This window comes from Streptomyces sp. NPDC058796, from assembly GCF_042745235.1.
Taxonomy (GTDB): domain Bacteria; phylum Actinomycetota; class Actinomycetes; order Streptomycetales; family Streptomycetaceae; genus Streptomyces.
In genome coordinates this window covers 1-23925 of the sequence record NZ_JBHYOP010000024.1, presented here as the reverse complement: position 1 = coordinate 23925, position 23925 = coordinate 1, and the positions used below count along the sequence as shown (strand labels likewise).

The window sequence follows — 23925 nt, the reverse complement described above, 5'->3', positions numbered from 1 at the left end:
TCGGTTGCCCAGGTCGAGCAGGTGTCTTTCGTGTCATGATTCGCTGGGTCGTCCCCGCCGACCAGAAGCCGTGCGGTCCCCAGATGGTGATCCGAGCGACTCAAGCGACTGAGCAACGAGCCCTTCTCCGCTCTCGGCGTGGGCACCGGGCTTGCCGGGGAGTTCGTCTCCGTCAGCAACCTCGTCTACGGGCTGCGCGAGAGCTCCGCCGTGCTGTACGACCACCCGAACCTCAGGGCGCAGCCGCCCACTGCCTACCCTCGCGGGCGGTGCGATCGGCCCCCCTCCTGGCTCTCTCCCTTGCGCCGAGCGGACGACCGGCCGCTTTGGAGTGTGCTTGAGCCGTGGTGGAGAGACCGAAGGCGGCCGGGAGAACGCGGCTAGCGTGCGACACGCCGGTGGTTCCGAACCACCGCGGACTCGACAGGGTATGGGAGGAAGCCGTGCAGATTCAGGTTCTGGGCCCGTTGAGCGCCGACGTCAACGGGGTGTCCATCGTGCCGACCGCCAGCAAGCCGAGGCAGATCCTCGCGCTGTTGTCGTTCCATCCGGGCCGCGTCGTGCCCGTGTCCATGCTCATGGAGGAAATCTGGGTGAGCAACATGCCCCAGAGCGCGATGACCACGCTGCAGACGTACATCCTTCAGCTGCGCCGGCGCCTCGGCACCGCCATGGGACCCGACACGCCCGGCAGTGCCAAGGAGGTCATCGCCACCCGACACGGGGGGTACCTGCTGCAGGTACCCCCTGAATGCGTCGACGTGCACCGGTACGAGCAGCTGGTCACCGGGGGGCAGGCCTCGTTCGAGGCGGGCGACGATGAGCGGGCCGCCGCACAGTTCCGCGAGGCGCTCGGGCTGTGGGAGGGCACCGCTCTGGTGGACGTGAGCACGGGGCCGATCCTGGAGATCGAGGCGATGCGCCTGGAGGAGAGCCGCCTCGTCACCGTCGAGCGCCGAATAGACGCCGACCTGCGGCTCGGACGGCACTCCGAGGTCATCGCCGAGCTCGCGGACCTGACCGCCCGACACCCCCAGCACGAGGGGCTGCACTCGCAGGCGATGGTGGCCCTGTACCGCTCGGGGCGTCAGGCCACCGCCCTGGACATCTACCGCAAGCTGCGCATGCGGCTCGTAGAGGACCTCGGTGTCGAGCCCTCGCCCCAGCTGCAGCGCCTGCACCAGGCGATGCTCGCCGTCGACCCGGCCCTCGACGTCAGCCGTGGACCACGCCGCGGCTCCACGTTCAACCTGTACGCGGCCTGAGCGGGGACGACCGCGCACGAGACTCCGCAACGCTGTCGAGGAGGACGCCGCATGTCCGACAAACGGTGCCTGCCGGGTCCACTGCTTCGCGCACGCCGGAGCCGGCGTCCCCTCCTGAGGCGGCTGGAGCCGCGACCTCGGTCCCGGCGCGCGGGCCGTGCCGCATCCGCTGCCAGGCCGCGACACCGGGCGCCGCCCTGGGCCTGTCGGACGCCGCCTGGGCCTTCCCCGTGGAGACCCCGATCGATCTGCCGACTTATGCTCCAGCGCGAGCAAACATCCCTGGGCTCGCCGCCGGGTTTCCGCACGAACGGGCGCGACCACGCTTCGAGCGACGCTCGACCGACCGTCCAGCTCCGATCGTGACAGTGGTGCTGCCGTGCAACTTTGGCAGAGTGTTCCTTACGGCAAGGAGAACCGTATGACTGAGACTCCGAAGAACGACCGCACCGACGACGAGACCGGGAACGAGGGCGCGGACGCGGTACGGGAGAAGTTCAAGGCGGCGCTGCAGCGCAAGTCGCAGGCCTCGCGGGCCAAGCAGGCACACGAAGAGGGGCGCGCGAAGGTCAAGAACATGGGCAACCCCGCAGGTCAGAAGCGGAACTTCCGCCGCAAGGCCAGCTGACCCAAGGCTCCTTCCGGGCAACGCTGCGACATTCGATCACGGGTGTCGCAGCGTTTTCCGTGGACCGCGCGAAGAACGACAGCGGAACGCTTCTGACGCGCCGGGGCCCGGCCGCAGGAACACCGGAGCATCCGTCGAGCGGACTCCACCCGGGCTCGAGAGAGGCGTTCAGCGTCTGGATACGGGCGCGCACGCTGCTCCCCGTGCCGCGGCGAGGGAGATGACCACCGCCGCCCTGCGCACCGACCGGGTGGAGCTCGACCTCTCGCAAGGGATCGGTGGTCGTCCGTACCTGTGCGGCCTCGACCGGATCGGCGTGAGTTCACCCACGCCGACGACCTGATCGCCGTCGGCGCCAACCGCGGCGGCCGCATCGCCGTCGACGCCGAACCGGCAGACCGCGGCATGTCCTACGACCTGTTGAGCGGCCACCTGCTTGCCCCCGTCGGACGAGCCGCGCTCGAGCGTCTCGGCGACGCCGCGCGGGGCCGCCCTGCTGCGCCTGTGGCTCCTGAAGGAGGCCTGCACCCAAGCGCTGGGGCGGGGACTGCGGCCCGGCTTCACCGAGTGCGGCTTCGGCGTGGGCAGCGGCGACCTGCTCGCCTGGGACGGCAGGCCCACCGCACGTGGCGAACGGGTCTTCGCCGCGCACCGCGTCCCCGGCCGCTACCCGCTCAGCCCGCCACGACGCCGGCCCGGACAGTTCTCGGGACACAGCGCCCGGCACCATGCTCGACGAGGATTTCACGGGGCCGTCACCGAACGTCCGGGCTGACGACACGCCCCGGGAATCGAGCACCTCCCGTGTGGCGCTCAAGCGGGTGCTGCGAGTGTCCACAGCCGAGGGCGACCCCCCCACAGGTCCCGAAGACAAGCGTCCTTGCACCAGCGCGTGACCAGGACGCAAGGCCACTGGTCCGCTCCCCGCACGATCACACAGGACCAGTGCCCAGGAGTGCCATGCCCACCCGACAGAACACCCTCGAAAGACCCGGCACCACCCGTGCCGCGAAAGCCGACTTCCGCCCGGACATCCAGGCACTGCGCGCCCTGGCCGTGGGACTCGTCGTCTTCCACCACCTGTGGCCCACCGTGCTCACCGCCGGCTTCGTCGGAGTCGACGCCTTCTTCGTCATCTCCGGCTATCTCATCACCGCACAGCTGGCCCACGAGATCGACGGCACCGGCCGCATCCGCATCGCGGACTTCTTCGCCCGGCGCGTACGCCGTCTGCTGCCCGCCGCCCTTCTGGTGCTCGCCAGCGTCGTCGTCGCCGTGCACACCCTCGTCGCACAGGACCGCTGGGCCGACAACGCCCGTCAGGTGCTGGCCAGCGCCCTGTACAGCCAGAACTGGCTGCTCGGCGCCGATCCCGTTGACCCCGCCCGGGTCACCGCCACGGCGCACTACTGGTCGCTGTCGGTCGAGGAGCAGTTCTACCTCCTGTGGCCCCTGCTCCTGCTGCTGCTGTTCAAACTGCGCGCACCCTTCGCGCGCCTCGCAGGCGTCGCCGGGCTGGGGCTCGTCTCGCTGGCCTGGTGCGTCCACCTCACCGAAGCCGACCCGGCCGCGGCGTACTTCATCACACCGGTCCGGGTGTGGGAGTTCGCGATCGGCGCGGTGATCGCACTGGCCGGCACGAAACCCGTGCTGCCGAGAGCCGTCGCCAACGGAGTCTCCCTCCTCGGTTTCACCGCGCTCGTGGGCTCGGCAGTCCACTTCACCGGCCTCACGCCCTACCCCGGGGCCGCGGCACTGGTCCCGACCGTGGGCACGGCTCTGGTCATCGCCGCAGGCACCGGTCAGCAACGACAGTGGCACACCACGGTGACCTCGTCGCGGCCCGTGCAACTCCTCGGAGACATCAGCTACTCGCTGTACCTCTGGCACTGGCCGCTGCTCATCCTGGCGCCCCTCGCCGTGTCCGACGGCGTCCTGGACCTCCCCGTGCGGCTGGGCATCCTGGCGTCCGCACTGGTCCTCGCGTACACGACCAAGCGTCTCGTCGAGGACCCCGTCCGTGCCTGGCCCCCGCTGGCAGCCAGCACGCGGCTGACCTTCGTCGCGATGACGGCCGGCCTGGCCACGGTCTGCCTGGCGGCCGGCAGCCTGCTCTGGACCTGACGCTGCCGCGGTGACGCGGGCGCGTGGGCCTGCCGGGTTCTCGGCTTCCCCACCGACCCGCTCTCCGGCACCGTGCCCGTCTGCCGCAAACTGACGGCACAACAGCCGGGTACCCTCACAACCCCGGGCCCTGACCAGCGGCGACAGCGAACTGGGACTGGAGTACTAGTGTCCTGCGCCAGTAGTTGATCGGGGCCCGAAGCTGGAACCGTTGCTCTTGTCCGAGGACGAGCGGGCGGTGTTGGAGCGGTGGACGCGTCGGGCGACGTCGGCCCAGGCTCTGGCCCTGCGGGCGCGGATTGGACTGGCTTGCGCGGGGCCGGAGGTACCGCCGATCGTCGGGGTTGCCCGGGATCTGCGGGTGACCGCGGACACGGTCCGCAAGTGGCGGCGGCGCTTTCTCACCGAGCGGCTGGACGGGCTGGCCGACGAGCCCCGGCCGGGCCGACCACCGACTATCAGCATCGATCAGGTGGAAGCGGTGGTGGTCACCACGCTGGAACAGCTACCGAAGAACGCCACTCACTGGTCGCGGAAGCCGATGGCCGAGCACAGTGGTCTGTCGAAGTCGACGGTCGGCCGGATCTGGCGGCAGTTTCAGCTCAAGCCGCATCCGGCCGACACCCTCAAGCTGTCGACGGACCCGTTGTTCGTGGAGAAGGTCTACGACGTCGTGGGGCTGTATTTCAACCCGCCCGAGGGTGCGGTGGTGCTCTCGGTGGACGAGAAGTCGCAGATCCAGGCCCTGGACCGGTCCCAGCCGGTGCTGCCCATGATGCCGGGCATGCCCGAGCGGCGCACCCACGACTACGTGCGCAACGGCCTGACCACCTTGTTCACTGCGTTCGACGTCGCCACGGGCGAAGTCATCACGGCCCTGCACCGCCGGCACCGGCCGTGGAGTTCAAGGAGTTCCTGATCCGGATCGACAAAGCGGTGCCTGCTCGCCTCCAGGTCCATCTGATCGTGGACAACTACGGCACCCACAAGACCCGGCGGTAGAACGTGGCTGGCCGAACACCCCGGGTTCGAGCTGCCCTTCACCCCGACCGGGCCCTCCTGGATCAACCAGGTCGAGCGGTGGTTCGGCTACCTGGCCCACCAGATGATCCGCCGCGGCGCACACAAGAACATGCAGGCCCTCGAAGCCGACATCCGGGCCTGGGTCAAGGACGGGAACGAAGACCCCAAGCCGTTCATCTGGACCAAGACAGCCGAAGAGATCCTCGACTCTCTCGCCCGCTTCTGCCGACGGATCTCTGGCGCAGGACACTAGGGTCGCGTCAGCCGCCCGTCGGACAGCTCCAGGAGCCGGTCGCGATAGCGCTCGCGCAGGGCCCGGTCGTGGGTGACCGTCACGACCGGGCCCCTGAAGCGCTCCACCGCCTCCAGCAGCTGCTCGACCAGGACCAGGCTGAGGTGGTTGGTGGGCTCGTCGAGCAGCAGCAGATGCGGCCGCTCGGCGAAGAGCAATGCGAGGTCGAGGCGCCGCCACTGGCCAATGGAGAGCCGGTTGGCCGGTGTGCCGAAATCCCCGGGACCGAACAGACCGAACCGGGTCAACTCGGTCGCCGCGTCCTCGACGTGGGCCGCGCGCCGCGCGGCGAACGTGTCGAGGAGGCCACGCCGCTCCGCCCAGTAGTCGCTGTCCTGCGGCAGATAGCCGATGCGCAGGCCGGGCGCCCGCTGCACCTCCCCGGCGTCCGGGGCCCGCTCACCCACCAGCACTGACAGCAGCGTCGACTTGCCCGCGCCGTTCGGACCGCTGATCACGTACCGACTGCCGGCGGCCAGTTCCAGGTCCGCGTCCCGCAACACCTGTCCCACCCGCAGGCCGGTGCCCCGCAGCAGTACGCCGTCGGCCGGCTCCAGGAGCTCATCGGCCGCCTCCGCGTCCTGCAGGGGAGCGAAGTCGAGAGGATCCGGCGGCCGCAGCACCGCTTCGTCGAGCAGCCGTCGCAGATGCATCTGGGCGGCGCGTCCCGTCCGGGCCACGGCCCGTTCGGCGCCGCTGCCCGCGGCGTCGTAGGACAGCTTGTCGTTGTCGGCCCTGCCGCTGAAGACGCGCCCGCTCGTGGCGGCCCGGTGCGCACGCCGCCGGGCCTCGGCCAGCTCCTTACTCCACTCGCGGTACCGCTGCCACCAGCGTTCTCGCGCCGCGGCGCGTTCGGCGAGGTAGTCGCGGTAGCCGCCGCCGTAACGGACGGTGGAGCCGCGAGGGCCGTCCAGGTCGACGATGGCGGTGACGGCCGCGTCCAGCAGGGCCCGGTCGTGCGAGGCGATCAGACACGGCCCACGGTACGCTGCGAGCCACTGGACGAGCCAGTTCACCGCCCGGTCGTCGAGGTGGTTGGTGGGCTCGTCGAGCAGCAGCCCGGCCGGTTCCTCGAGCACCAGCGCGGCCAGGGCGAGACGGGCCCGCTCACCGCCCGACAGGGACCGCAGGTCGCGGGTCCGCTCCAGTGCGGTCAGGCCGAAGACGTCAAGGGCCTCGCCGACGCGGGCGCCGAGCTCCCAGCCGCCGAGTCGCTCGAACTCCTCCTGGAGCCGGCCGTACTCCTCCATGACCGCGCCGAGATCACCCGCGTCCGACGACATCCGCTCCTCAGCGGCGCGCATCCGCCGGGACATCTCCTCGAACTGCGCGGTCGCCTGGGACAGCACGTCCTCGATGGTGGAACCGGCCGGGAAGTCCGGCTGTTGGGGCAGGAACCCCACCCGGCCGGTCACCGCGCGCACCACCTCGCCGCGCTGCGGCGTGAGTTCACCGGCGAAGGCGCGCAGCAGGGTGGACTTCCCTCGGCCGTTCTCGCCGATCAGGCCCACCCGCTCGCCGTGGGAGACCTTGAGCGAGACGTCGCGCAGCACCACGCGGTCGCCCAGGACGCAGTGCAGGTTCTCGGCGAGCAGGTGCGCGGAGCGGTGGTCGGCGGACAGGACGTCCTGCCCGCCGGGCGGGTGCGAGGACGCGTCAGCCATGGTGGGGCGCTCCCGTCTCCTGCAGGCGGCCGTCGGACATCCGCAGCCAGCGGTCCACCCGGATTTCCTTGACGAAGCGTTCGTCGTGGCTGACCACGACGAACGCGCCCTCGTAGGAGTTGAGGGCCCCCTCCAGCTGCTCGACGCTGTCGAGGTCGAGGTTGTTGGTCGGCTCGTCGAGCAGCAGCAGCTGCGGCGCGGGTTCGGCACCCAGCACACACGCCAGGGTGGCGCGCAGCCTTTCGCCCCCCGACAGGGCCCCCACCGGCAGATGCGCCGCGGCCCCGCGGAAGAGGAAGCGGGCCAGCAGGTTCAAGCGTTCCGCCTCGGGCTTGTGCGGCGCGTAGGCGGCCAGGCACTGGGCGACGGTGCGGTCGAGCGGCAGCGTGTCGAGGCGCTGGGAGAGATAGGCGATCCGCCCCTCCGCCCTCTTGAACTCCCCGTGCCGCGCCTCGATTTCACCGCTGATGACGCGCAACAGGGTGGACTTGCCGACGCCGTTGCGGCCGGTCAGCGCGATCCGCTCGGGCCCCCGGATGGTGAGGTCGACCCCCTTGCCCGCGAAGAGGTCCCGCTCACCGTACCGGACGTTGATGCCCTCGCCGAGGAAGACCGTACGTCCCGCCGGCACCCGGGTGTCGGGCAGCTCCAGGGTGATCCTGCGGTCGTCGCGGAGCATCCGACTCGCCTCGTTCAGCCGGTTCTTGGCGTCGGAGAGGCGCTGGCCGTGCGTGTCGTTGGACTTGGCCGCCGACTCCTGGGCGCGCCGCTTGAGCGTGCCTGCGGCCATCTTGGAGATGCTGCCCTTCGCGGCGGCCCGGGCTCCGACACCCGCCCGGCGCGCCGCTCGTTCACGGGCCTGCTGCAACTCCCGCTTCTCCCGCTTGACCTGCTGCTCGGCGGTGCGGATGTTCTTCTCGGCGGTCTCCTGCTCGGCGCGCACGGCCTCTTCGTAGTCGGTGTAGTTGCCGCCGTACAACCGCATACCACCAGAGTCGAGCTCGGCGATGCCGTCCATGCGGTCGAGCAGCTCACGGTCGTGACTGACCACCAGCAGGCAGCCGTTCCAGCTCTCCAGCACCTGATAGAGCCGGTGGCGGGCGTCTAGGTCGAGGTTGTTGGTCGGTTCGTCGAGCAGGAGCACATCGGGCCGTCGGATCAGCTGGGTCGCGAGCCCCAGGGAGACGACCTGGCCGCCGCTGAGGGCGTGCAGCCGCTGGGTCAGCGCAATGCCGTCGAGTCCCAGGCGGTCGAGCTGGGCACGGCTGCGTTCCTCGACGTCCCAGTCGTCGCCGACCGTGGCGAAGTGCTCCTCGTCCACGTCTCCGGACGCGATGGCGTCGAGCGCCTCGATGACCGGGGCGATGCCGAGCACCTCGGCCACGGTCAGGTCGCCGGTCAGGGGCAGGGTCTGGGGGAGGTAGCCGAGCAGGCCCTTGACGGTCACGGACCCGCGGTTCGGGCTCAGTTCACCCGCGACCAGTTTGAGCAGGGTGGACTTGCCCGCGCCGTTGGGTGCGACCAGGCCGGTGCGGCCCTCGCCCACGGTCCAGGACAGGTCCTGGAACACGGGGGTGCCGTCGGGCCAGGAGAAGGAGAGGTTCGAGCAGACGATGCTGGCGTCGGACATATACGCATGCCTCGCAGAAGACGCGGGCGCGCCAAAGCACGCCCAGAGGGGTGGAGTGGTCAGAGCATGTGAGACCGGGCCACGCGGCCGCGCACGCTTCCGTGCGCAGCGGTGGCAGTCGACATCCGGGTATCACCCGGTGATGTCGTCGTCACCCGCGATCACCACGGCTACCTCTCCTTCGGCTACACCAGCAGCGCTTCACGCTACCAGAAGGTGAAGTCACCGCCAGTTGAATCGGGTCACGGACCAACTGCTGCCGGAGCCAAGGAGGTACACGCTCTTCTGGCGTTGGACAATTTCTTGAGTGGAACACCAGTGGTCGATATTGCCGTCCCTTCACGTGCATCGGTAGTGTCGCTCCCGATCATTCAAGAAGCACCATTCTGTGAAAAGGAGCGTCGCATGCGGCCTGCCGACAAGGAAACCCGCACCAAGACAGCATGGCACCGTCCCGATTTCATTTCCTTCGACACCGGAATGGAAGTCACCGCCTACTTCAGCCGCGACTGACTCACTGCCGCAGGAAGGGAAGCAGGCACTTCGATGTCCGTGACGCATGAGGTAGACGCTCCCTGGAGCGAGGCCGAATTCCGGCAGGCGCTGCACGCGCTGGAGTCGTCGTACTGGGACCGCCACCCGTTCCACCAGCGGATGCACGAAGGTCTGCTGGGTAAGGAAGAGCTGCGGCTGTGGGCGGCCAACCGCTGGTACTACCAGAGGTGCCTGCCCCAGAAGGACGCCGCGATTGTGGCCAACTGCCCACTGCCCGAGGTACGGCGGCAGTGGCTGTCCAGAATCGTCTACCACGACGGCACGGACGCCTCCTCCGGCGGCGCGGAGAAATGGCTGCGTCTGGGCGAGGCGGTCGGCCTGCGCAAGGACGAGGTGCTCGACGAGCACCTCGTCCTCGCGGGCACGCGCTTCGCCGTCGACGCCTACGTGGACTTCGCCCGACGCCGCCCATGGCTGGAGGCGGCCGCGTCAGGACTGACCGAGCTGTTCTCCCCCGGACTGCTCGCCCACCGCCTCGGCCGGCTCCGGGAGCACCACCCGTGGATCGCGGAGGAGGGCTTCGAGTACTTCACCGCACGGATCGAGGTGGTCGGCCCCGAGGGGCGATCCCTGCTGGACCTGGTGGCACGGCACGCCGTCACCCGGGAACAGCAGGAGGCCTGCGTCCGGGCGCTGGCGTTCAAGTGCCAGGTCCTGAACGCGGTTCTGGACTCGATCGACTACCACACGGGAAACGGAGCCCCACAGTCATGACCAGCCTTCCCGAGCCCACCGTGCCGCGCCTGCGGCCCGGGGTCCGGCTGACCAGCGACCCCGTACGCGGCGAACTGGCCCTGCTGCCCGAACGCGTCGTGGTTCTCAACGACACCGCGGCGGCGGTGCTCGCCCACTGCGACGGCACAGCCACCGTCGGCCGCGTCGTCGAGCACCTCGCCCAGGACTACGAGGGCGTGCGCGCCGAGGACGTCTGCGAACTGCTCCTGCGGCTTGCGGAGCGCCGGGTGGTGGACCTCGATGCCTGAGCCGGCCGTTCGCGCACCACTGGGCATGCTGATCGAGCTGACTCACCGCTGCCCCCTGCACTGCCCCTACTGCTCCAACCCCCTCGAACTGGCCACCCGCTCCGAGGAACTGACGTGTGAGCAGTGGACGGACATCCTCACCCAGGCCCGTGAACTCGGCGTCGTGCAGATGCACTTCTCCGGCGGCGAGCCGCTGGTCCGCCGCGACCTGCCGGACCTGGTCGGCCACGCCCGGCAGCTCGGCGCCTACGTCAACCTGGTGACCAGCGGCGTCGGCCTGACCGCCGATCGCGCACGGGACCTCGCACAGCGAGGGGTCGATCACGTCCAGCTCTCCCTCCAGGACGCCGATCCACGGCTCGGCGACCAGGTCGCCGGAGCCCGTGTCCACGGCGCCAAGCGCAAGGCCGCAGAGGCCGTCACCGCCAGCGGGCTGCCGCTCACCGTCAACGTCGTCCTCCACCGCAGGAACATCGACAGGGTCGAGCGGATCGTGGACCTCGCCGTCGACCTGGGCGCCGACCGCATCGAGCTGGCCAACACCCAGTACTACGGCTGGGGGCTGCGCAACCGCGCCGCGCTGATGCCCACCGCGGACCAGCTCGCGGCCGCGCGCCAGGCCGTGCGACAGGCCCGCGTCAAGCACGTGGGCGGCCCCGAACTGGTCTACGTGGCGGCCGACTACTACGACGACCGGCCCAAACCGTGCATGGACGGGTGGGGCAACACCCAGCTGACCGTGACGCCCACCGGCGACGTGCTGCCGTGCCCCGCGGCGTCCGCCATCACCACCCTGCCGACGGAGAACGTTCTGCGCCGCCCGCTGTCGGAGATCTGGTACGCCTCACGGTCCTTCAACGCCTACCGGGGCACCGACTGGATGCGCGATCCGTGCCGGACCTGCCCGGAGCGCCACGCCGACCACGGCGGCTGCCGCTGTCAAGCCTTCCAGCTCACCGGCGACGCCGCGGCCACGGACCCGGCCTGCGCCCTCTCCCCGCACCGCTCGCTGGTCGACGCGGCGCTCGCGGAGGTCACCGACGGGGCACCACCGGCGTTCGTCCCACGCCTGCCGGTCGCCCCGTGAAGGTGATCCTGCTCGGCACCGCGGCCGGTGGAGGCTTCCCGCAGTGGAACTGCGCCTGCGCGTTGTGCACCCGCTGCCTGCGGGGCGAACTGCCCGCGCGCTTCCAGGAGTCCGTCGCCGTCAGCGGCAACGGCCGCGACTGGTGGCTGCTCAACGCCTCCCCCGACATCCGCACCCAACTCCTGGCCACGCCCGCGCTGCGGCCGGGACCCGGCCCACGGGACACCCCCGTGCGCGGTGTCCTGCTCACTGACGCCGAACTCGACCACACTCTGGGGCTGACCGTCTTGCGCGGCGGCACGGACCTGACCGTGCACGCCGCGCCCCCAGTACGCGAAGCGCTCACCGCCGACCTGCCCGTGCACGGCCTGCTGGACCGCTACGCGCCGTGGGGGTGGCACGACAGCACCGCGCCCGGCGGCTTCGCACTGGACGGCGGGCTCACCGTCACCGCGCACCCCGTCAGCTCCAAGGCCCCCAAGTTCGTGGGAGACCCGGCTCCGGACGCCCCCTGGGTGGTCGCCTACCGCATCGAAGACCCGGCGACCGGCGGAGCACTGGTCTACGCCCCGTGCCTGGCGGCCTGGCCGGACGGGTTCGACGACCTGCTGGCGTCGGTCTCCTGCGTCCTGCTGGACGGAACGTTCTTCAGCGCCGACGAACTGGGGACGGCCGTGCGCTCCATGGACGCCGGCCAGGCGCTGATGGGCCATCTTCCCGTCAGCGGCCCCGGCGGCAGTCTCGCCGCCCTTGCCCGCCATCCGCGGCTGCGCCGGATATACACGCACCTCAACAACACCAATCCCCTCCTTGACTCTTCCTCGTCCGCCGGTGGAGCCGTGCGACGGGCAGGCGCCGAGGTTCTGCCTGACGGCAGCGAACTCACCCTGTAACCCTGAGCCGCCCTCAGCGCTTCTCCACCAATTATGACCCGCATTCCAAAGGCGTCCATAGTCGGTGAATACCGGATCTGTGTACCGTACAGAACTCGGACAGGCGGCCATGGAGGCGAAACTGTGGGAGCTGAGTGAGTCAAATGCCTGATTCCCGTGCACTTCATTTCGAGTCGGCGCGAGAGGAATCCGAGACCCCGACCATGACGGCGGCTTTGGCCGGGACCCTCGACCACGACATCGCGTCCGTACCGGTCTCCTCGCTCGTACCCGGCTACTCCCCGCGCCTGAGGGGGGAGGACACCGCGCACGTCGCCCGTCTGGCAGAACTCGACGAGCCGCTTCCGCCGATCCTCGTGGAGCGGTCCACGATGCGGGTGATCGACGGCATGCACCGCCTCATGGCCGCCTGCGCGAAGGGCCGTACGACCATCGAGGTGCAGTTCTTCCAAGGTGCGGCCGAGGAGGCTTTCCTCCTCGCGGTCCGGTCCAACACGGCACACGGACTTCCCCTGACCCGGGAGGACCGCAGAGCGGCGGCGGAGCGCATCCTCGCCCAGTGGTCGCACCTGTCGGACCGGGCCGTGGCACGCATCGCGGGCATCGGCGCCAAGACCGTGGCAATCCTGCGGTCCGCGTCGGCCGGCGCGGAGCCGTGCCCGCAGGCCCGTCAGGGCAGGGACGGCAGGATCCGGCCGCTGGACGGCGCGGAGGGCCGCCGGAAGGCCGCCGAACTGCTGGCGCAGCGCCCCCAGGCCTCCCTGCGCGAGGTGGCACGGCAGGCCGGCATCTCACCGGCGACGGTCAGTGACGTCCGCAAACGACTGGCCTCCGGTCGCTCCCCCGTACCGGAACGGGACATGCCGGAACACCGACCGGCCATCGGTACCCGGACGTGCCCAGAGCCGCAGGGCAGCGCGGCAGAGCACACCACGACCGTGCCCCGTCCGCCCAGTCCGCTCCGCCCGGTCGAGGACGCGCCGATGGACAAGCTCCTGCGCGACCCGTCGCTACGCCACAAGGAGAGCGGCCGCCAACTGCTTCGCCTGCTGCAACGCAGCGCCCTGGAGCCGGGGGAACTGCGCAAGATGGCCGAAGTGGTGCCCTCGCACTGCGCGGACCTGGTGGCCGATCTGGCGCGGGAGCACGCGGGCCGGTGGGCGGAGTTCGCGCGCGAGGTCGGAGAGCCCGGCTGACCCCGCCCGGCGTGAACCCCCGAGCACCTGATGGCCTCGGCCGTCTCTCCCGGTCGCACACGACCGATCCACCACCCAGGAAAGGTATACGCCCCATGCGCAGACACATACGCACGCTGCTGGGCCTGCCCCTCACCGCTCTCGTCGTCGCCCTCGCCCCCGTGCCCGCAGCACACGGCGCCGGGACCGCGAACGCGTTCATCGGCACATGGGCGGCCCCGCCCACCGCCGTGCCCGCCGCCGACTCCACGGTCTTCGAGGAGCAGACGCTGCGGCAACGCGTGCACCTGTCGGTCGCCGGAACCAGCGTGCGCGTACGGTTCACCAACGAGTTCGGTACCGCACCGCTGGCGATCGGCGAGGCACACGTCGCCCACCCGGCGGCGGACGGCCCCGCGACCGCCATCGACGCCGGCACCGACCGGGAACTGCGCTTCGACGGCGGCACATCGACCACCCTCGCGCCCGGCACCCAGCGCTGGAGCGACCCGGTCGAGCTGCCCACCACCCCGGGCGGCGACCTCGTGATCAGCCTCTACCTGCCGCATCCCACCCCCGCAGACACCACGCACGCGTCGGCGTACCAGAGCAACTTCGTCGCGGACGGCGACGTCGCCGGCAAGCCCGACCTCACACCGACCTCGACCACCACCTCGTGGCACTTCCTGTCGGGCGTAGCCGTCAACAGCGCCGAGGGCACCGCGGATTCGACGCTGGTGACGCTCGGCGACTCCATCACCGACGGCGAGCACACCACCGTGGACACCAACCAACGCTGGCCCGATCTGCTCGCCGAACGGCTGCGTGAGGACCAGCAGTTGGCCCCCACGGGTGTCGTGAACGCCGGTATCGGCGGCAACCGGCTGCTGCGCGACCCGAACCCTGTCCCCGGGTCGCCCGCGGAGTCCTTCGCCGCCTACTTCGGCGAGAGCGGCCTGAAGAGGTTCGACCGGGACGTCCTGGGCCAGCCCGGGGCTCGTGCGGTCACCGTGCTCCTCGGCGTCAACGACCTGGGCTCACCGGGCCTCGTCGCGCCCGCCTCCGAGGAGGTGACGGCCCCCGAAATCATCGAGGGATACCAGAAGCTGATCCAGCGCGCCCACGAGCACGACCTGAAGATCCTCGGCGCGACGATCCTGCCCTTCGAAGGTGACACCCTGGGCTACTACACGCCACAGCGGGAGTCGGTCCGCCAGAACGTCAACGCCTGGATCCGCACCAGCGGCGCCTTCGACGGCGTCGCCGACCTCGACGCCGCGGTCCGCGACCCCGACCAGCCCGGCCGACTGCTCCCGGCCTACAACAGCGGAGACGGCCTGCATCCCAACGACGCCGGCATGGCCGCGATGGCCCGTGCGTTCCCACTCCGACTACTGCGCTGAGCTCCGAGAGGAGCCTGTTGCAGGTGCGTGATGGTCGCGGTCACACGGAGGCGGCACGGGAGGTGTCGGCGGGGCCCGAAGCCAGCCGGATCCGCGGCGGCGGCCCTGGCCCGGCCACCTTCTTGTGGCCGGGCAGGTTCACCAGTGCCAGCAGGCCCCCGACGACGGTCCCGACGGCGGCGGCCGTGAAGCCGATGGGAGTCCGTCGGTGAAGATCGGGGCCACGGCGTCGCGCACCGGCTGCCGCGCCTGCCCCGGCAGCCCCGCGATGACGCTCAGGTCGCCCGAGGACAGCGGGCCGGTCGTCTCGTCGCGCGCCGCCGGATCCAGCCGTACGCCCCGCATCGCGCCGGGGCCCGCGTCGTGCGGGTGCTGGATCAGCGGGGTGCCCGTCAGGGCCACGCCGAACACGCTGCCGACCTGCCGGAACGTGTTGGAGACACCCGATGCGGTCCCGGCCTGCTCCGGGCGGACCGAGGCGAGCACCGCGACGGTCGCCGGCGCTCCGAGGAGGGAGACCTCCAGTTGGGCCAGTGCGAAGAGGCCGACGGCGCTCGCCGGCGAGCCGATCAAGGACCGGGGCCTTCGGGCCGAACTTGGCGGCGGCCACACTCGCGACGTCGCGGCGAATACCACAGCGAGGCAGTTCGACAATTCGCATGGAGGTATGCATGACCGAACAGCCGGAGCAGAACGCCGCCGAGTCCGAGGCCCGGCGCAAGTTCCGCGAGGCACTGGAGCGCAAGGCCGACAACGCCCGTTCCCAGCGCGCGCCCACCTGGAAAGCCGTCTGAAGATCAAGGGCAGTGGCGCCGCCAACAACGGCACCCGACGATTCCGCCGCAAGTCCGGTGAGTTTGCCGAAGCAGCGCAAGGGCCGCGGCACCCCCACCGGGGGTGCCGCGGCCCTTTTCCGTGCCGTACGCGTCCGCACCTCTCGAAATCTACTGGCGAAATTCCGGAGAGGTGCTCGAAAAGTGCTTCCCCGAGGCATGAGATCCAGCCGATTCGCCGCATTCCCGAGACCTTTCCGGAGCAGGCGTGACGGGAACCGTCCCGCCCGTTTTCCCTGAGGCGGCTCTCGACCGGTTCTCGAGTCAACGTCCATAGGGTTTCATGCGATAGCGACCACAACCCGAGTGAAGGAGGCTCCATGACCGGTATGACACGGCGCCGGCTGATGGCGGTCCACGCCCACCCGTCCGACGAATCCGGGAATGGCGCGGCGACCCTGGCGAAATACGTCGCTCAGGGCGCCGAAGTACTCGTGGTCACCTGTACCGGAGGCGAACGCGGCGCGGTCCTCAATCCGGCCCACCCGCTCTCCGGCGCCCCGGCGGACCTGGGCGCGACACGCGCCCGCGAGATGGAACGCGCCCGGCGCGTCCTCGGCGTGCGGCTGCGCTGGCTCGGCTACCCGGACTCCGGGCCGGCCGAGTCCGGCGAACCGCTGCCCGCGGACTGCTTCGCCCGCGCCGACCTCGCGGCGGCGACCGGGCGTCTTGTGCGGCTGATCCGGAGCTTCCGTCCGCACGTCGTCACCGCCCCCGGCGAGGACGGCGGCCACCACCCCGACCATCTCATGGCACACCGCGTCACCGCGGCGGCCTTCGGCGCGGCCGGTGACCGCCTGGCGCACCCGGGCTCCGGACGACCCTGGCAGCCCCTCAAGCTGTACTACGGCCACACCTCGCACCCCGCGCGCAGCACGGCGCTCCGCCTGGCCCTGCGGCGGCGCGGCCACACCGTGCCGTACACCCCGCTGCCCGGCGAGCCGGCCCACCAGCCGCACCTGACGACCCGGGTGCCGTGCGCCGAGTACTTCCCCCGGCGCGACCGGGCCCTGCTCGCCCACGCCTCGCAGGTCGACCCCCACGGCTCCTGGTTCACCGTGCCGACGACCGTGCAGCAGGAGGTGTGGCCCACCGAGGACTACACGCTGGCGCGCTCCCTGGTGCCGGCCGACCTGCCGGAGGACGACCTGTTCGCCGGCATCACGACGGGGGACACCGCCCTCGCGGCGTCGGCTGCGCACCCCTCGCCCGCCGCCCTGGCGGCGCCCTGACGACCGGCGCCCCGGCCCGGCCCGGGCCGCCGGCTCAGGCGGCCGGCGGAGCCACCTCCACGGGCCGGTCCCGCTCCAGTTCCCGCTCGGTGCGCCGCAGCACGATCGAGTCGGCGATCTCCCCGCTGCGCACCGCGATGTTGGACAACAGCGACGACGTCAGGCCCGCTGTAGCGGGCGAAGAGCTGCGGCACCCACGAATACACCTTGCCGCCCCTCCCGCCACAGCAGCCGGACCGGACGCCCAGCCAGGCCGACCACCTCAGGGTTCGCGGTCCAGCACCATCAACTGCGCCCGCATCACGGCCGATCCGCAGGCCACATGCCGGCCGGTCGTGGCCGACCAGCACCGGCCCGGCCCCCGCCGCTGCCCCGGCACCACGGGGAACGCCGACACCGGCTCCAGCTCCTCGAACGCCACAGCGAGGGCCGTATCTGCCCACCGCTGCTGCACCACCTGCCCGAGAGGATCGACGAAGACCGCCTCCCACCCGGATCCGGCATCCGCCCGTGTCTGCCGTGACCGGCCGCCTGCTGCGGCCGCTGCGCCCTTGCCACTCACATGCTTCATCCAAGCCCGTCCCGCCTGGTGATGGGCAGTCTTTACAGATTCTGATCACCCCGTGCCCGGCGATGTACTACCTCCTGTCGGCACGCCCCGCGACCGCGGCGGCCCGCGCTCAACCCTTATCCCCAGGACGCCCGTTGCGGTCGTTCGCGAGCGCCTTGGCCAGGACATCGGCAGGCAGCCGGGCCCACTGCGCCAGATCCTCCAGTGCCACCCCGGCCTGCAGTGCCCCCGCCGCGGTCTCTCGCACGGCCTGGTCGATCAGCGTGGCGGCATGGCCGAGGCTGCCCAGCAACTGCCGCGCGGCATCAACAGTCTTGCCCTGCTGGGCGCCGCGCAGCTGGGCCAGCTGCTCCTGCGCGCCGTTGACCAGACCGGTGATCAGCGCACGCTGCTCGGCCGGTACCGCCGCGCGCCAGGTGGTGCCCGAGCCGGGGCGATGTGCGCTCCCTGCCCAGCACCCGCAGCTGGGCGGCCATGGTCGCGGGCTGGTGCTCCTGCCGGACCCACCACGGGTTGTTGTCGTACCCGGGCGGTCCGCCTTGGCCGCGGCGCCGGCGGATGACCGCGCCCATCCAGGCGATCAGCGGTCCGCCATAGTCCACCGCGGACAGCGGCCCCAGCCAGGCGCGTCCCACCCGCTCGCCGAGCCGGCGGCAGTACGCCCCGTCGGCGGGCAGCGGCCGCGGCCGCCGGGCACCGCTGTCCGCCCAGACCAGCTCGGCCATGGTCGGGTCCAGCAGCGCGTCGGCCACGGCCACCACCTCCGGGAAGACGACCGCGTCCCGTCCCACGGTCCGCCACCGCTGAAGATCCGTTCCCGCGCTGCCGCCCGCCACCCGGTGCAGGCGCTGCGGCCAGACCTCCTCCCGCTCCCAGTGCAGGGCCTCCTCCCACCACCGGGCCACGACCGCGTGCGCCAGGGCGAACACCTCCGCGCCCTCCGCCCCGGCCCGCCCCGCACGGCGCGCCACCCCCGCCCACTGCCGCTGTGCCGCAGCCACCTCCGGGACGCCGCGCAGGTCGAGGTGTTCCAGCGGCTGGTCGGCGTCCGCGTCCAGCAGCCACCGCCCGTGCCGGACACACACCCGCTGCCGGCGCGGCAGGTACCGCACCGCCCGCACCGTCTGCCCGGTCCGCCGCGCGGTGCACGACCGACAGGCGAACGCCGCTTCTCCCGCCACCGCACCCGCCGCCCGCCACCGCGCCTGCGCCAGGGCGGCCTCCCGGCTGGTGCTGATCTTGGGATCATCCACGGTGAACGCGGGCAGCGCGTGCGCCAGCACCGCCGGCTCGACTCCGCACAGCTCGGCGAGCGCACCCCGCCCGGCTTCGTTGAGTACGATCTCCGCATCGGCCCGCACACTGCCGCCGTCCAACCGGGCGGGGGAGTTGCGGCACGTCCACAGCCGCAGCACACCGGCAGCCGGCAGGCCATAGCGGTCCGCGGCCCGGCTGATCAGCGACGAGGTCAACTCACCGCCAGCGGCACGGTCCGTAACACCCCTGCTGCCACAGCTCTCCCCGGCATCGTTCCTGCTCTCCCGTCCCGGCGCCCCTGACCGCCTACAGCTCGAACTGAAGGTCCACGATGTCCTTGAGTTCCACTTCCAGACCGTGCGCGCGGCGCCCGTTGTCGCGGAAGTAGACCTCGCCCAGGGCCTCGGCCGCGACCTGACGCAGCTGGTCTTCGTCGACACCGGCTTCCTGGGCCTGAAGGAGGCGGGCGGCGTGATGGGGCGGCAGGGCCAGGGTGAGGTGACGCACGCGGGCCTGGTCGGTGCTGCCGACAGCGGCGGTGTAGCCGAACCTCGCCTGCACATCGATCATGATGCCGCTCGTGGTGGCCGCGGCCTGTTTCGCCTTCGCCCTGATCTGCGGCTGCCAGCGCACGCGGACCTCACGCTCCAGCCGGTCGGCGAGCTCCGGCCGGGGCCTTTTGATCTGGTTCTTCACATACCGCTCCACCGTGCGCTGGCTGACGCCGAGCAGCTCGGCCACCGGCATCGTCCGGCCGCCGTGCTTCTTGACGAGGTACCGCATCTGCGCCCCGGCGGACTTGGGAACGGGCCGCGTGAACGCCCCCTGTAGCGCCTTGTCGAGTTCTTCCCCGACCGTGACCATCGCCTGTAACGCTCCCTATTCTCCAGTGTCCTTGGCGGTGACCTCGCCGGTCTTGATGTAGCGGGCGAGGTTGGCGACATGGCCGTCGGCGCCGAGCTGCTCGAGCACGTCAGCCCCCCACAGCACGCTCTGGGTACCCTCGTGCTTGACCATCCCCGGGGAGACCCCCAGCCGGAACGAGCCCGGCACGGTCTTGCCGTCGGTGCCGTACGGCAGCACGTCCAGGGGGCTGGGCCCGTCGGCCGCGTACACGGCGCAGTCGGACAGGACCGCCACCGGGTAACGGCCGGTGGCCGCCGCCAGGGCGAGCATCTTGCGATGCATGTTGACCCGGGCCCGGGAGATGACGGTCGCGCGGATGTCCGGCCGCCAGGTCGGCCGCGCGAGGGCGGGCCAGGCCTGTCCCGGCTTCCAGCCGCCCCCGCGCGCCTTCTCCTGCAGCTTGCCGATACCGCCCTTGACGGTCATCTTGACCGCGTCCACCACGATCCCCAGCTCCGGATCACGGCTCTTGTAGCCGTCCATCGCCTTCAGGAACTGGTGCGGGGACAGCTTCTCCGCGACACCGAGGTCCGCCATGGTGGCGACGTAGGCATCCCGCAGCCGCTTGTACCAGCCGTCCAGGAACCGGCCGCTCTCCCGGCGCACCCAGGCCTCGACGGGCGCGACGTCGTAGCCGAGCTCGACGGCATAGGCCACGGTGGGCGTGGCATACCAGGCCGGACCGGTGGGGTGTTCGCCGGTCGGCGTGAACGGGCTGGGCAGCAGGCCACCGTCGAGGTCGCGCCACTGCTTGCCGATCCTCACCCGGGACAGGTCGACGTGGGAGAGGTCGACCAGCCAGGAACCGGGCACCGCTGGGTCGAAGACCGGATCGGTGACGTGCTCGGGCGGCGATGACAGCCCGACGACCGCACCGTTGGCGGCTGCACCGAAGGCGAGGTTCACATCCAGGCCGACCAGGTGCCGCTGCATGCACTCGACGTCGGTGAGGTCCCGCGCCCAGTCGTAGGCCTCCTCGAACAGCCGCTCGCCGGGGCCGCGCACGTGGAAGCGGGGCAGATGGGCCAGGACGGGGTGTCCGTCGATCGCCTCGCACGGCGCCGGGTCCACCGGCTCCGTGCCCAGTGCCCCGGGCCGGTGCTCGCGGTGCCGCTTGCCGGAGGCGTCCGGCTCGCTCGCGCGGGTCGGCGGGTTGAGCGCGGTCATCAGATGCAGCCCCGTCACGGCCGTTGAGCCGACCGGCGTCATCACCCGGGTCGCATACACACCCAGCACCCGGGCGAGCTCCGGCGGCGGCAACTGGGCGGCGTGGCCCCAGGAGCGGTCGTCCAGGGCACGCCAGGAGGGGATGCACAGCTGCACGCACTGCCTGCGGCTGCCCTGGGCGGGACGGTAGATCCGCGCCCACGGCCCCAGCCCGCGCTTGGTGAGCTGCCAGTCGGCGCGCTCAAGCTGCTTGATGACCTTGTGTCCTTCCGGCAGCCGCCCGGCAAGCCGCTCGGTATCGGACAAGGTGGCGGGCAGGCCGTAGCGCTGGCACGCCGCCTCGGTGAGCACCAGCAGCGGGTCGCCGTCCTTTCCCGAGCCGTGCAGCTTCTCCGACCCCAGCCGTGCCTCGGCGAGCGTCCACTCCACCAGCGCAGGCAGCGACTTGGCGGGCACGTCCAGGATCAGACCGCCGACACCGTAGCCAGTCACATTCCGGTCGGCGTCCGCGTCGAGGACGAGCAGCGGACCGTGCGCGTAGGCACCGCCGGGCGCGGGGGTGTTCGCCGGGGCGGCCTTCCTCGCAGCGGGGCGCCGCGAGCCCTGCGGCGCCCGCTCGGCACGCGGCACCGGCCGCTGTGTCGCTGCCGCGTGCGGAACGGGAGCTGGGGGAGAGGCCGAGGACGGCTCCTCGGCCTCCGCCGTGGCAGTAGCTTCCGCCGCCCCGCCGCCCGTGAGCCGCGCCTGCGCCGCGGGCGCATCGGTGCCCGTGTCCTCCTGCGGGGCGCCGGTGCTCCGGGGGGCGGGATAGAGCGCGGCGAGCTGCTTCAGCAGACGCGCGTAAGCCTCCCGCTCCGGCGGCCGGGGCTCGGCCTTGCCCGACTCCCAGCCGCCGACGGTCGCCCGCCGCACACCCAGGGCGGAGGCCACCTCGTCCAGAGTGAGCGCGTGCGCCTGGCGCAGCCGCCTGCGCTCAGCCGGCGGCGGCAGCGGGGAGCGGGACGCGACCAGCGCGTCGACCGCGTCGAACAACTCGGACATGGGACACCTCCGCCCCTGACCCTATCCTGAAACGCACCTATCGCGTACCAATAGCGTATGGACCGCGTGCGTTGAGCGTACCGGCGGTGTTCGGGGTGATAGCGTCCGGTCAACGGACCTGAAGGGAGCCAGCGGCCTGTAGCGCACGGGTGCTCGGGCGCGGGCCGAAGTGGCGCGAGCGCAAGCGACGCGTTCGAGGGGGAGCGGGTGGCGGCAACGAGTGACGGCTGGGCGGGCATGGGCTGGGACTGGACGGATGCCGACGACATCCGCCGACGCCTGGACCAAGGAGCCGATCCGGAGAGCTGGAACGGGAGCAGGCCCCTGCATCGCGCAGCGGTGTTCGGCTCCCCGGAGGCTGTTACGGAACTTGCCCGCCGGGTTGCGGACGTGGACGCGCTGGAGAACGGGGTGACGGCACTGTGGGAAGCCGTCCTGTCCCGCAAGCCGGCCAACGCACGAGCGCTCGCCGCCGCCGGGGCCGATCCCTGGCGGCCGTCACTCGGCGGCTGGTCACCGGGGCGGCTCAGCCTGGCCGGACCAACGCCCGAGCTGTTCCCGGTACCGGAAGGGGTGTCCCTGAGCGACACCGAGCGGGCGGCAGCGCAGGAGGCCCATCGCCTCACCACGGCCTTGGGCGAGTTCTACTACGACGGCACGGGCCTGGCCTGTGTGGCGGGCATCGACGCGGCCGAGGCGGTGCACCGCCTTCAGGCGACGCCGGTGGACGGTGACCTCATCGACGAGCTGCTGGAAGACCCCTACGCGTACGACATGGACGAGAGCCTGCAGATCGTCGGCGTGACGTCCGTGCCGGGCGGCTGCATCGTCACCCAGCCCTGGGGTTACGCGCCGCAGATGCCGGGCGTGCTGGCCCGGCTGTCCGCCGGCACCCTCTGCTACGGCCTCTACGCCAATCCCAAGAGCGGCAACCAGGGCAGCATCGCCCGTCATGGAACGATCGAGGGCTCAGACCTGCACCCGGGCGGAGGACCGGACGAGAACGACACCTCCACGGAGGTGCTGGCCTCCTACCTCTACCAGCACAACGCCGTCGCTTACGCCTGCGCCTTCGCAGGCCTGCGCCCGACCGACAGGCGCGCCGTGACCGGACCGCCCGACGCGTGGGTCGAACTGCCCCGCCGCGACTACTGGAGCCACTGACTCGGAAGAAGAGCTGTCATGACCCTGTGGTGGAACTGCCGCGCCGCGGCCGCTTCGGGCCCCCACGGCTCTTTCCCGACCAGGCCGAGGCCGTCGAGCGACTCGTGCAGCACTTTCACCGCCCCGGGGCGCGGGAACTGTTCGTGTCGGCGACGGGCACCGGCAAAACCCTGGTGTCGATCCGGGTGGCGGACGGACCCGGCGCGACTGGTGCTGTACGTGGTGCCCACCTTGGACCTGGCCGCGCAGACGGCACTGGTCTGGCGCCGGGACAACCACCTGGAGCACATGGTGATCGTCTCCTCCCTGGGTGCCGGGGGCCGCGACGACTGGTCGCAGCGCGCGTCATGCCGACCACGAACCCGCACGCGCTGGGCGGCCTGATGCCGCTGGTGGGTCAGGGTGGGGATCAGATCCCCGCGCTCACCGTCATCTGCACCTACGACTCCCTGGACAGGATCGAGCACACCCAGAGCAGCGAGTATGAGGTGCCGCCGTTCGACCTGGCGGTCATGGACGTCCGTATCGCGCTCGGGCAATCCCGGCGGCGACGCCACTGCCAGGGCTCGTTGACGTTTCCGTTGCCGCCGTTGCTACTCATCCAGACACGCGCAGGCCAGTTCCCTTTACCTGCCCCCGCACGCCTCCACCGGACACGCCTCTTGGTGGGGCAGCGGTGTGCGGGTGAGGACAGGTGAGGTGGCCGCATGCGGTCCAGTTCGCCGTAGATCGGGAGGCGTCCAGGGTGCTGAGCAAAGTGCCCGCCGTTTCCGCCGATGTGAGAGAGATGAGCGTCCCGGAGTCGGGGGTGGACGGGCTGGTGCCCGCCTCCACGCGCAGCCGTCTGAACTTCATCGTGGTGCGGTCGGTGTCGGCGGTCTGGACGTCGGGGGTGAAGCCGCCTTTGAAGTCGGGCGTGAGCGCACCGAGGCTGTTCAGGCTTAAAGGTCCTAACAAAGGCGTTGGACGTGGCGGTGGGTGATCAGGCAGACGGCGAGGCCGAGGAATGCTTCGTGGATGTCGTCGCGTCTC

24 protein-coding genes and 2 pseudogenes are annotated in these 23925 nt (G+C 71.2%); 18 read left to right on the top strand and 8 right to left on the bottom strand.

Annotation, left to right across the window (positions count from 1 at the left end):
• The first annotated feature begins 443 nt into the window (after positions 1-443).
• The 6 genes and pseudogenes from ACFW47_RS34265 to ACFW47_RS34240 all read left to right on the top strand — a co-directional run bounded on the left by ACFW47_RS34265 (position 444) and on the right by ACFW47_RS34240 (position 5293).
• Complete coding sequence (locus tag ACFW47_RS34265) at positions 444-1265, top strand: BTAD domain-containing putative transcriptional regulator (protein WP_386288207.1); 822 nt, start codon at positions 444-446, stop codon at positions 1263-1265.
• Positions 1266-1686: 421 nt separating this feature from the next.
• On the top strand, positions 1687-1893 hold the full coding sequence (locus ACFW47_RS34260; protein ID WP_386288209.1) for a DUF5302 domain-containing protein: 207 nt from the start codon (positions 1687-1689) through the stop codon (positions 1891-1893).
• A 220-nt stretch (positions 1894-2113) separates the two neighbouring features.
• Complete coding sequence (locus ACFW47_RS34255; protein ID WP_386288210.1) at positions 2114-2236, top strand: hypothetical protein; 123 nt, start codon at positions 2114-2116, stop codon at positions 2234-2236.
• Positions 2237-2329: 93 nt separating this feature from the next.
• The gene (locus ACFW47_RS34250; RefSeq protein ID WP_386308177.1) at positions 2330-2668 is read left to right on the top strand and encodes a hypothetical protein; all 339 of its coding nucleotides are present in this window, start codon (positions 2330-2332) and stop codon (positions 2666-2668) included.
• A gap of 185 nt (positions 2669-2853) precedes the next feature.
• Positions 2854-4017, top strand: coding sequence for an acyltransferase family protein (locus ACFW47_RS34245; protein ID WP_386308176.1), 1164 nt, complete (start codon positions 2854-2856; stop codon positions 4015-4017).
• Positions 4018-4219: 202 nt separating this feature from the next.
• A pseudogene (locus tag ACFW47_RS34240) lies at positions 4220-5293 on the top strand (IS630 family transposase).
• Here ACFW47_RS34240 and ACFW47_RS34235 read toward each other — a convergent pair.
• Together ACFW47_RS34235 and abc-f are read right to left on the bottom strand one after the other, a co-directional pair.
• The gene (locus tag ACFW47_RS34235) at positions 5290-6996 is read right to left on the bottom strand and encodes an ABC-F family ATP-binding cassette domain-containing protein (protein WP_386308175.1); all 1707 of its coding nucleotides are present in this window, start codon (positions 6994-6996) and stop codon (positions 5290-5292) included. The pseudogene ACFW47_RS34240 and the gene ACFW47_RS34235 sit on opposite strands and share 4 nt — an antisense overlap.
• Entirely contained in the window at positions 6989-8626 is a 1638-nt protein-coding gene (gene abc-f / locus ACFW47_RS34230; protein WP_386288216.1) for a ribosomal protection-like ABC-F family protein, read from the bottom strand. The genes ACFW47_RS34235 and abc-f overlap by 8 nt, the downstream gene beginning before the upstream one ends.
• Before the next feature lie 111 nt (positions 8627-8737).
• On the opposite strand from abc-f, the gene pqqA reads away from it, so the two are divergent.
• The 7 genes from pqqA (at position 8738) to ACFW47_RS34195 (ending at position 14722) form a co-directional block, all read left to right on the top strand.
• The gene (gene pqqA / locus ACFW47_RS34225; protein ID WP_386308174.1) at positions 8738-9139 is read left to right on the top strand and encodes a pyrroloquinoline quinone precursor peptide PqqA; all 402 of its coding nucleotides are present in this window, start codon (positions 8738-8740) and stop codon (positions 9137-9139) included.
• 33 nt (positions 9140-9172) lie between these two features.
• Positions 9173-9895, top strand: coding sequence for a pyrroloquinoline-quinone synthase PqqC (gene pqqC, locus ACFW47_RS34220; protein ID WP_386288220.1), 723 nt, complete (start codon positions 9173-9175; stop codon positions 9893-9895).
• Positions 9892-10164, top strand: a complete 273-nt coding sequence (gene pqqD, locus ACFW47_RS34215) for a pyrroloquinoline quinone biosynthesis peptide chaperone PqqD (RefSeq protein WP_386288222.1) — start codon at positions 9892-9894, stop codon at positions 10162-10164. Before pqqC ends, pqqD begins: the two co-directional genes overlap by 4 nt.
• Entirely contained in the window at positions 10157-11251 is a 1095-nt protein-coding gene (pqqE, locus tag ACFW47_RS34210; protein WP_386288224.1) for a pyrroloquinoline quinone biosynthesis protein PqqE, read from the top strand. The genes pqqD and pqqE overlap by 8 nt, the downstream gene beginning before the upstream one ends.
• Positions 11248-12144, top strand: coding sequence for a pyrroloquinoline quinone biosynthesis protein PqqB (gene pqqB / locus ACFW47_RS34205; RefSeq protein WP_386308173.1), 897 nt, complete (start codon positions 11248-11250; stop codon positions 12142-12144). The genes pqqE and pqqB overlap by 4 nt, the downstream gene beginning before the upstream one ends.
• Before the next feature lie 203 nt (positions 12145-12347).
• On the top strand, positions 12348-13340 hold the full coding sequence (locus ACFW47_RS34200; protein WP_386308172.1) for a transcriptional regulator: 993 nt from the start codon (positions 12348-12350) through the stop codon (positions 13338-13340).
• 95 nt (positions 13341-13435) lie between these two features.
• Positions 13436-14722: an SGNH/GDSL hydrolase family protein gene (locus ACFW47_RS34195; protein ID WP_386308171.1), complete on the top strand. Its 1287-nt coding sequence runs from the start codon at positions 13436-13438 to the stop codon at positions 14720-14722.
• A 138-nt stretch (positions 14723-14860) separates the two neighbouring features.
• On the opposite strand, the gene ACFW47_RS34190 is transcribed toward ACFW47_RS34195, so the two are convergent.
• Positions 14861-15295 carry a hypothetical protein gene (locus tag ACFW47_RS34190; protein WP_386308170.1) on the bottom strand — a complete coding sequence of 145 codons (435 nt, stop codon included), beginning with the start codon at positions 15293-15295 and terminating at the stop codon, positions 14861-14863.
• Between the two features lie 98 nt (positions 15296-15393).
• Here ACFW47_RS34190 and ACFW47_RS34185 point away from each other — a divergent pair, with 98 nt between their 5' ends.
• Both ACFW47_RS34185 and mca read left to right on the top strand, forming a co-directional pair.
• Positions 15394-15516: a DUF5302 family protein gene (locus ACFW47_RS34185; RefSeq protein WP_386308169.1), complete on the top strand. Its 123-nt coding sequence runs from the start codon at positions 15394-15396 to the stop codon at positions 15514-15516.
• Positions 15517-15884: 368 nt separating this feature from the next.
• Positions 15885-16787 carry a mycothiol conjugate amidase Mca gene (mca, locus tag ACFW47_RS34180; protein ID WP_386308180.1) on the top strand — a complete coding sequence of 301 codons (903 nt, stop codon included), beginning with the start codon at positions 15885-15887 and terminating at the stop codon, positions 16785-16787.
• A gap of 262 nt (positions 16788-17049) precedes the next feature.
• On the opposite strand, the gene ACFW47_RS34175 is transcribed toward mca, so the two are convergent.
• The 5 genes from ACFW47_RS34175 to tap all read right to left on the bottom strand — a co-directional run bounded on the left by ACFW47_RS34175 (position 17050) and on the right by tap (position 21729).
• Positions 17050-17208 (bottom strand): hypothetical protein, encoded by a 159-nt coding sequence (locus ACFW47_RS34175; protein ID WP_386308168.1) that lies wholly within the window; start codon positions 17206-17208, stop codon positions 17050-17052.
• Positions 17209-17467: 259 nt separating this feature from the next.
• Positions 17468-17650, bottom strand: a complete 183-nt coding sequence (locus ACFW47_RS34170) for a hypothetical protein (RefSeq protein WP_386308167.1) — start codon at positions 17648-17650, stop codon at positions 17468-17470.
• 13 nt (positions 17651-17663) lie between these two features.
• Entirely contained in the window at positions 17664-18830 is a 1167-nt protein-coding gene (locus tag ACFW47_RS34165; RefSeq protein WP_386308166.1) for a DNA-binding protein, read from the bottom strand.
• A gap of 91 nt (positions 18831-18921) precedes the next feature.
• Positions 18922-19479 (bottom strand): telomere-protecting terminal protein Tpg, encoded by a 558-nt coding sequence (gene tpg, locus ACFW47_RS34160; protein ID WP_386308165.1) that lies wholly within the window; start codon positions 19477-19479, stop codon positions 18922-18924.
• A gap of 15 nt (positions 19480-19494) precedes the next feature.
• Complete coding sequence (gene tap, locus ACFW47_RS34155; RefSeq protein ID WP_386308164.1) at positions 19495-21729, bottom strand: telomere-associated protein Tap; 2235 nt, start codon at positions 21727-21729, stop codon at positions 19495-19497.
• A gap of 207 nt (positions 21730-21936) precedes the next feature.
• Here tap and ACFW47_RS34150 point away from each other — a divergent pair, with 207 nt between their 5' ends.
• From ACFW47_RS34150 to ACFW47_RS34140, 3 genes and pseudogenes are all read left to right on the top strand, one after another.
• The gene (locus tag ACFW47_RS34150; RefSeq protein WP_386308163.1) at positions 21937-22893 is read left to right on the top strand and encodes an ankyrin repeat domain-containing protein; all 957 of its coding nucleotides are present in this window, start codon (positions 21937-21939) and stop codon (positions 22891-22893) included.
• Positions 22854-23072, top strand: a pseudogene (locus tag ACFW47_RS34145) (DEAD/DEAH box helicase family protein); the annotation flags it as partial. The gene ACFW47_RS34150 and the pseudogene ACFW47_RS34145, both read left to right, overlap by 40 nt.
• A 40-nt stretch (positions 23073-23112) precedes the next feature.
• A complete protein-coding gene (locus tag ACFW47_RS34140) occupies positions 23113-23277 on the top strand; it encodes a hypothetical protein (RefSeq protein WP_386308181.1) in 165 nt (54 codons plus the stop codon).
• The last annotated feature ends 648 nt before the right edge of the window (positions 23278-23925 follow it).

Coding starts and splice junctions, on each gene's coding strand:
- ACFW47_RS34235 (WP_386308175.1), bottom strand. CDS start 6,996: ATGGCTGACGCGTCCTCGCACCCGCCCGGCGGGCAGGACGTCCTGTCC.
- mca (WP_386308180.1), top strand. CDS start 15,885: ATGACACGGCGCCGGCTGATGGCGGTCCACGCCCACCCGTCCGACGAA.
- ACFW47_RS34255 (WP_386288210.1), top strand. CDS start 2,114: ATGACCACCGCCGCCCTGCGCACCGACCGGGTGGAGCTCGACCTCTCG.
- ACFW47_RS34260 (WP_386288209.1), top strand. CDS start 1,687: ATGACTGAGACTCCGAAGAACGACCGCACCGACGACGAGACCGGGAAC.
- pqqC (WP_386288220.1), top strand. CDS start 9,173: ATGTCCGTGACGCATGAGGTAGACGCTCCCTGGAGCGAGGCCGAATTC.
- abc-f (WP_386288216.1), bottom strand. CDS start 8,626: ATGTCCGACGCCAGCATCGTCTGCTCGAACCTCTCCTTCTCCTGGCCC.
- tpg (WP_386308165.1), bottom strand. CDS start 19,479: ATGGTCACGGTCGGGGAAGAACTCGACAAGGCGCTACAGGGGGCGTTC.
- ACFW47_RS34245 (WP_386308176.1), top strand. CDS start 2,854: ATGCCCACCCGACAGAACACCCTCGAAAGACCCGGCACCACCCGTGCC.
- ACFW47_RS34185 (WP_386308169.1), top strand. CDS start 15,394: ATGACCGAACAGCCGGAGCAGAACGCCGCCGAGTCCGAGGCCCGGCGC.
- pqqD (WP_386288222.1), top strand. CDS start 9,892: ATGACCAGCCTTCCCGAGCCCACCGTGCCGCGCCTGCGGCCCGGGGTC.
- ACFW47_RS34200 (WP_386308172.1), top strand. CDS start 12,348: ATGACGGCGGCTTTGGCCGGGACCCTCGACCACGACATCGCGTCCGTA.
- tap (WP_386308164.1), bottom strand. CDS start 21,729: ATGTCCGAGTTGTTCGACGCGGTCGACGCGCTGGTCGCGTCCCGCTCC.
- pqqE (WP_386288224.1), top strand. CDS start 10,157: ATGCCTGAGCCGGCCGTTCGCGCACCACTGGGCATGCTGATCGAGCTG.
- ACFW47_RS34195 (WP_386308171.1), top strand. CDS start 13,436: ATGCGCAGACACATACGCACGCTGCTGGGCCTGCCCCTCACCGCTCTC.